The 7,242-nt window shown below is 62.5% G+C and carries 2 protein-coding genes, 2 tRNA genes, 2 rRNA genes and 2 pseudogenes (1 of these 8 only partly in view); 5 read left to right on the forward strand and 3 right to left on the reverse strand.

Annotated features, from left to right (window positions below):
• Position 1 precedes the first annotated feature (1 nt).
• The 5 genes and pseudogenes from selA to ACG873_RS20115 all read left to right on the forward strand — a co-directional run bounded on the left by selA (position 2) and on the right by ACG873_RS20115 (position 4,770).
• Positions 2-1,419 (forward strand): annotated as a pseudogene (gene selA / locus ACG873_RS20095) (L-seryl-tRNA(Sec) selenium transferase).
• Positions 1,406-2,194: a tetratricopeptide repeat protein gene (locus tag ACG873_RS20100; protein ID WP_394887026.1), complete on the forward strand. Its 789-nt coding sequence runs from the start codon at positions 1,406-1,408 to the stop codon at positions 2,192-2,194. Before selA ends, ACG873_RS20100 begins: the two are co-directional and overlap by 14 nt.
• Positions 2,191-4,026, forward strand: a pseudogene (gene selB / locus ACG873_RS20105) (selenocysteine-specific translation elongation factor); the annotation flags it as partial. The gene ACG873_RS20100 and the pseudogene selB, both read left to right, overlap by 4 nt.
• Positions 4,027-4,149: 123 nt before the next feature.
• Positions 4,150-4,245: transfer RNA gene (locus ACG873_RS20110), tRNA-Sec, on the forward strand.
• Between the two features lie 216 nt (positions 4,246-4,461).
• Complete coding sequence (locus ACG873_RS20115; protein ID WP_394887028.1) at positions 4,462-4,770, forward strand: hypothetical protein; 309 nt, start codon at positions 4,462-4,464, stop codon at positions 4,768-4,770.
• Positions 4,771-5,017: 247 nt separating this feature from the next.
• On the opposite strand, the gene ACG873_RS20120 is transcribed toward ACG873_RS20115, so the two are convergent.
• The 3 genes from ACG873_RS20120 to ACG873_RS20130 all read right to left on the reverse strand — a co-directional run.
• Positions 5,018-5,094: transfer RNA gene (locus tag ACG873_RS20120), tRNA-Met, on the reverse strand.
• Positions 5,095-5,223: 129 nt separating this feature from the next.
• Positions 5,224-5,338 (reverse strand): 5S ribosomal RNA (gene rrf / locus ACG873_RS20125).
• A 76-nt stretch (positions 5,339-5,414) separates the two neighbouring features.
• Positions 5,415-7,242: ribosomal RNA gene (locus tag ACG873_RS20130) — 23S ribosomal RNA — on the reverse strand (it continues 972 nt past the right edge of the window).

Raw genomic sequence — 7,242 nt, forward strand, 5'->3', positions numbered from 1 at the left:
GATGACCGAGTTGCTCGCAAGCCGCCTGCGCAATCTGCCATCGGTCGATCAAGTGCTGAGGGAACCGCCCGCTGCGACGGCGATCCAGCGCTTCGGGCGGCACGCCGCCACGAATGCCGTTCGCGATGCACTCGCCACAGCGCGCGCGGCTGGCCTTGCGGGCGCAGCCGTGCCGGAAGCGAGCGAGGTGGCCGCCGAGGCGCTTGCGCAACTCGCAGCCGGGGAAGGTTCCTCCCTGCGCCCCGTCTTCAATCTGACCGGAACGGTGTTGCACACCAATCTAGGCCGTGCCGTTCTCGCAGAAGAAGCAATCGAGGCGATCGGCGCTGCCATGCGCGAGGCCGTGGCCCTCGAATTCAATGTCGAGAAGGGCGAGCGCGGTGAGCGCGACGATCATCTGCGCTCGCTTGTCTGCGAACTGACCGGCGCCGAGGATGCAACCATCGTCAACAACAACGCAGCGGCGGTTCTTCTCGTCCTCAACACATTCGCGCTTGGTCGAGAGGCAATCGTCTCGCGCGGCGAACTGATCGAGATCGGCGGTTCCTTCCGCATGCCGGACATCATGACCCGCGCCGGCGCCAGGCTGGTCGAGGTCGGCACAACCAACCGCACGCATCCGAAGGATTATGCGGCAGCGCTCGGCACGGAGACCGGACTCGTCCTCAAGGTGCACACGTCGAATTACCGCGTCGAGGGTTTCACGGCGGAGGTTTCGGCGCGGGAACTTTCCTCGATCTCGAAAGCGCACGGCGTGCCGCTTGTCCATGATCTCGGCTCCGGCACGCTCGTCGATCTCGCTCGCTATGGTCTCGGGCACGAGCCGACGGTGCGCGAGGCGGTCGCCGATGGCGCCGATCTCGTCACGTTTTCCGGCGACAAGCTGCTCGGGGGCCTCAGGCGGGCTTCATCGTCGGCCGCAAGGATCTGATTGCGGCGCTCGGCCGCAATCCGATGAAACGGGCGCTCAGGCTCGACAGGCTTCGGCTCGCCGCGCTCGAGGCGACGCTGAAGCTCTACCGCGATCCCGACCGCCTGGCGGAACGCTTGCCAACACTGAGATTGCTGGCGCGTCTGGCGGCCGACATCGCGGCACTGGCGGCGCGCCTTCGCCCTGTGGTCGCCTATGCTCTCGGCGAGGCCTTCATAGTCGACGTCGTGGAGTGCCGGAGCCAGATCGGATCAGGCGCACTGCCGCTTGAAACACTACCCAGCGCTGGTCTCGCTCTCCGCCCTCGCTCGGGGAGCGGAAGGGCGCTGGAGGCGCTCGCGGCCGCGCTGCGTGCGCTACCGGTTCCGGTGATAGGACGCATCGATAAGCAGGCGTTGGTGTTAGACCTGCGCTGCCTCGAAGACGAAGCTGGTTTCACCGCCAATCTCGCCGGTCTCGATGCGGGAGGCGCCAATGCGCTGGCTTGACCGCATTGCGCGCCAACCGGCCGAGGCGCCGGTGCCGGAACGCATGGCCATGGCCCTCGAAGCCGCCAGAAAAGGCGACCACGCCACGGCTCTCGCCATCTGGGAGCCGCTGGCCCAGGCCGGCGTAGCTCGCGCGCAGAACAATATCGGCGCCTGCTTCGCCGAGGGGCTCGGCGTCGTGCGGGATTCGGACCTTGCCGTCCGGTGGCTGACGCTTGCCGCGGAGGGCAACGATCCTGTCGGGCAGCGGAATCTCGCGTCGCTCTATTTCCGTGGCGAAGGCGTCGAGCAAGACTACGTCCGTGCGGCCGAGCTCTATCGGAGGGCCGCGGAACAAGGCGACGGACCGGCGCAGGATATGCTGAGCTGGATGCTGCTCGAAGGCGAGGTGATGGAGCCCGACGTTGCGGAAGCGCGGCGCTGGGCGACTGCCGCCGCCGATCAGGGGATCGCCTCGGCCATGACGCGGGTCGGCATGCTTCATCACAACGCGCTCGGCGTACCGCGCGACCCGGCCGAAGCTGTCCGGTGGTGGCGCAGGGCGGCCGCGCGCGGAGATGCGGACGGCCAAGCGATGCTGGGAGCCGCCTGCCATCTTGGCGCAGGCGTGCCCGTGGATGCAGTCGGGGCGCTGGCGTGGTTGCTGCGCGCCCAGGCAAGCGGCAGCGCGTTGGCAGCCCGGTATTTGGCAGCGGCGCGCGCCGCGCTCAGCACTGAGGAAATCGCCGAGGCTGAACGCCGCGCCACGGCGCCGTTGCCGGAGATCGCGCCATGATCGTGGGCACGGCCGGGCATGTCGACCATGGCAAAACCGCGCTGGTGCATGCGCTCACCGGCGTCGACACCGACCGCCTCCAGGAAGAAAAAGCGCGCGGCATGACGATCGATCTCGGCTTCGCCTATCTGCCGACGCCGAGCGGAGACATTATCGGGTTCGTCGATGTTCCCGGACACGAGCGATTTGTCCACACGATGCTTGCAGGAGCCAGCGGCATCGATTTCGCGTTGCTGGTCGTAGCCGCGGATGACGGCGTCATGCCGCAGACGCGGGAGCACCTCGCCATTGTCGATCTGCTCGGCATCAAGCGCGGCGCTGTCGTGCTCTCGAAGTCAGACCTTGCCGACACGGCACGACGCGCTGCCGTTGCGGCGGAGATACACGCCACGCTCGCAGAAACCGCGCTCGCTGGAGCCGAAATAATTCCGGCCTCTTCCGTCACCGGCGAAGGCATCGACGCTCTTCGGGGTCTCTTGTTCCAGGAAGCGTCACGCTTTGCCGTCCGTGCGGCATTGGGCCGCTTCAGACTGGCGGTGGACCGCTCATTCACGCTGCACGGCGTCGGTACCGTCGTCACCGGCACCGTGCTGTCAGGCTCGGTGGGGATCGGCGACAGCGTCGTGGTCAGCCCGTCGGGGCTGTCTGCGCGCGTCCGGTCTATCCATACCCAGAACCGGCCAGCCAAGCGCGGCAAGGCGGGAGATCGCTGCGCGCTGAACCTGGCCGGCGAAGGTATCGGCAAGGAGGCGATCCGGCGCGGCGACGTGATACTCGATCCGGAACTTCACGCGCCGACGGACCGCATCGACGCAAGGCTGCGCGTCCTGCCTTCAGAACCGAAACCGATCGGCCAATGGTTTCCGGTGCGGCTGCACCATGCCGCAGCCGAGGTCGGCGCGCGGGTCGTGCTCCTCGGCGACGAACCGGTCAGGCCCGGCGGCGCGGCCACTGTGCAACTGGTGCTGGACAGTCCGATCGCCGCCGCAGCCGGGGACACGTATGTTGTGCGCGACACCTCGGCGCAGCGGACCATCGGCGGTGGAAGCTTTCTCGACCTCAGGGCGCCCAGCCGCAAGCGCCGCACGCCGGAACGGCTTGCCCGGCTCGAAGCACACGCTGTCCCGCTCTCCGAGCAGGCCGTTGCCGCGCTCCTCGACGCGCCGCCTCACTATCTCGACCTGAAAACTTTCGGGCGTGATCGGGCGCTCGGCGCGGACGAGGCGGAAAGCCTGATCGAAAGCCTCGGGCTCGTCCGTATTCCCGTCGGAGAGATGCTGCTTGTGTTCTCCCCGGAACGCTGGATGGCGTTCAAAATCGCCTTGATCTCGACGCTGGAGGCTTTCCACGCCGACAACCCCGACCTGCCGGGCATCGGGATGGAAAGGCTGCGGCTTCAACTCGAGCCGCGTCTTCCGACCCCCGCTTTCGCCGCCGTTCTACGCGGCCTGTCGCGCGCCGGTGAACTGGCTCTCGACGGCGCCTGGGTACGGCTTCCGGGCCATGAAGTACGGCTTGCGCCGAAGGACGAGTCCCTCTGGCTGCGGATCCAGCCGCTCCTTGGCGGTTCCGACCGGTTCCATCCGCCGAGGGTGCGCGACATCGCCGAAGTGCTTGCCGGCCAGGAAGCTGAAGTCCGAAGGCTCTTGAAGCTTACTGCCCGCATGGGGAAGGTGCACGAAATCGCCCACGACCATTTTTTCCTGCGCAACGCACTGGCGGAGATCGTCGAGACTATCCGCGAGCTTGCGGCAGCGACGCCGGACGGGCAATTCGTCGCCGCCCAGTTTCGCGATCGCGCCGGCAGCGGCCGCAAGGTGGCCATCCATATCCTCGAATTTCTCGATCGGCATGGCATAACCGTGCGGCGTGGCGATCTTCGCCGCCTCAACCGGCATCGGCTGGACCTGTTTCGCAGTCCGGCCGATGATCGACCGCTGACGGCGGAAGCCTTTGGAGGAGCATCGTCCCCGGTGGGGCGTCCGGACTTCAAATCCGGGAGGGGCCGCGAGCCGGTCCTTGGTGGGTTCGACTCCCACTCTCTTCCGCCATCCTCCTAGAGCATGATCCCGAAAAGTTGCATCCTTTTCGGAAAAGATCATGCTTCAACAAAAGACGCGACGACAATGACCGCATCGTTCCTCCGTGAACTGAAGACAGCGGCCGAAGCCGCCAAAACCGCTGAAACAAGCTTCCGGCGGGAGGCCGCCCTGAAAATTGCGGCTCTCGAGCAGGAGCGCGCATTCGCCTTCAGGCGGCTCAATCTCATGCAGGCGATCGCCGAGGCGATGGCATCGGCTGAAAGCGAGGAAATTGCCGTGGCGAGCGCGTTTGCCGCCCTGCGCACGCGTCTCGGCTGGAACTCGGACAGCGAGGCGCGATCGGAGGTGATGATGCATTTCAGCCCGGTAGCGCTGGCGGTATTTCGCAATGCGGCTTCGAGCGAAGACAAATCAGCGGCCGAGGCTCACGAGGCCATTGCTGCTTTCGAACGCTGGTACGCTGAAACCCGGGGATCGCCATTCTGGATCCTGTTCGAGCACCAGATGCCAGACACGCCTCTCGTCGATTTTTAAGGAACGCAGTTAAAAAAAGAGCCCGCACGAAGCGGGCGTTGCGAGGGGATGAGGGGGTCTCTCCATCAACGAAAAAACCCGCCAGGCAGGACCTGACGGGTTTGATTTGGTTGCGGGGACAGGATTTGACTTTTTCTGTCCCGCCGCGTCGGCTGCGCCTCCTTGCGGGCCCCTGACGAGGTTAAAACAGCCGGCCGCCACAAGCGAATACGGAAACGGCCCGCACAGGGCGGGCCGTTTTCGTATTTGGTTGCGGGGACAGGATTTGAACCTGTGACCTTCAGGTTATGAGCCTGACGAGCTACCGGGCTGCTCCACCCCGCGCCACCTTTTTGCGAGATCGAACCCGCGAAACATCAGCCGGCCAAAACAAATGGGCCGCATCGAGCGGCCCGAAATCCCGTTTTGGCGGGCCGCATCGGAAAGAGAAGATTTACAACATGCGCTTGGCAGACCTGGCAGCGACTTACTCTCCCGCGTCTTGAGACGAAGTACCATCAGCGCTGGAGCGTTTCACGGCCGAGTTCGGAATGGGATCGGGTGCAGCCGCTCCGCCATAACCACCAGGTCGGCAAAGAGCATGTTGTTTCGAGAAGCTGTTTTTGTGCCTTCCATCGCTTTCGCGATAGGCATTCGAAATGAGAACGATCAAGCCAATCGAGCTATTAGTACCGGTAAACTTCATGCGTTGCCGCACTTCCATACCCGGCCTATCAACGTGGTCGTCTTCCACGGCTCTCAAGGGAATACTCGTTTTAAGGTGGGTTTCCCGCTTAGATGCCTTCAGCGGTTATCCCGTCCGGATATAGCTACCCTGCTATGCGGCTGGCGCCACAACAGGTCCACCAGAGATCCGTCCATCCCGGTCCTCTCGTACTAGGGACAGATCCTTTCAATATTCCTACACCCACGGCAGATAGGGACCGAACTGTCTCACGACGTTCTGAACCCAACTCACGTACCGCTTTAAATGGCGAACAGCCATACCCTTGGGACCTGCTCCAGCCCCAGGATGCGATGAGTCGACATCGAGGTGCCAAACAACCCCGTCGATATGGACTCTTGGGGGTCATCAGCCTGTTATCCCCGGCGTACCTTTTATTCGTTGAGCGATGGCCCTTCCACGCGGGACCACCGGATCACTATGACCGACTTTCGTCTCTGCTCGACTTGTCAGTCTCGCAGTCAGGCAGGCTTATGCCATTGCACTCAGCGAACGATTTCCGACCGTTCTGAGCCCACCATCGCGCGCCTCCGTTACTCTTTAGGAGGCGACCGCCCCAGTCAAACTACCCACCATACATTGTCCCGGACCCGGATAACGGGCCGCGGTTAGACATCCATAGTGATAAGGGTGGTATTTCAAGGTTGGCTCCACCCGAGCTGGCGCCCGGGCTTCAAAGCCTACCACCTATCCTACACATGCCACTACGAATGCCAATGTAAAGCTATAGTAAAGGTGCACGGGGTCTTTCCGTCTAACCGCAGGAACCCCGCATCTTCACGGGGAATTCAATTTCACTGAGTCTATGCTGGAGACAGCGGGGAAGTCGTTACGCCATTCGTGCAGGTCGGAACTTACCCGACAAGGAATTTCGCTACCTTAGGACCGTTATAGTTACGGCCGCCGTTTACTGGGGCTTCGATTCAGAGCTTGCACCCCTCCTCTTAACCTTCCAGCACCGGGCAGGCGTCAGACCCTATACGTCGTCTTGCGACTTCGCAGAGCCCTGTGTTTTTGATAAACAGTCGCTACCCCCTGGTCTGTGCCACCCCCATACACTTGCGTGCAAAGGGGTCACGCTTCTTCCGAAGTTACGCGTGCAATTTGCCGAGTTCCTTCAGCATAGTTCTCTCAAGCGCCTTGGTATACTCTACCAGTCCACCAGTGTCGGTTTCGGGTACGGTCTATAAGTGGGAGCTATTTCCTGGAACCACTTCGCTGCCAGATCAATCCAATAAGATCTGACAACACACGTGATCCGTCACTACCCACAGGCCCACGAATATTAACGTGGTTCCCATCGTCTACGCATTTCTGCCTCGACTTAGGGGCCGGCTAACCCTGCTCAGATTAGCTTTAAGCAGGAACCCTTGGACTTTCGGCGGGGAGTCTCTCACTCCCCTTACGTTACTCATGTCAGCATTCGCACTTCTGATACCTCCACCACCCCTCGCAGGTATGGCTTCATCGGCCTACAGAACGCTCCGCTACCGCTCGACCCTTGCGGATCGAACCCTAAGCTTCGGTGTATGGCTTTAGCCCCGTTACATTTTCGGCGCAAAGACCCTTATTTAGACCAGTGAGCTGTTACGCTTTCTTTAAATGATGGCTGCTTCTAAGCCAACATCCTGGTTGTTTTGGGATCCTCACATCCTTTCCCACTTAGCCATAACTTGGGGACCTTAGCTGTAGGTCAGGGTTGTTTCCCTTTTCACGACGGACGTTAGCACCCGCCGTGTGTCTGCCGA

This window comes from Allomesorhizobium aridi (genome assembly GCF_043769475.1).
Taxonomy (GTDB): domain Bacteria; phylum Pseudomonadota; class Alphaproteobacteria; order Rhizobiales; family Rhizobiaceae; genus Allomesorhizobium.

What these genes read in the sequence shown, in the direction of transcription:
- ACG873_RS20100 (WP_394887026.1), top strand. Translation starts at nt 1,406, where the DNA reads ATGCGCTGGCTTGACCGCATTGCGCGCCAACCGGCCGAGGCGCCGGTG.
- ACG873_RS20115 (WP_394887028.1), top strand. Translation starts at nt 4,462, where the DNA reads ATGCAGGCGATCGCCGAGGCGATGGCATCGGCTGAAAGCGAGGAAATT.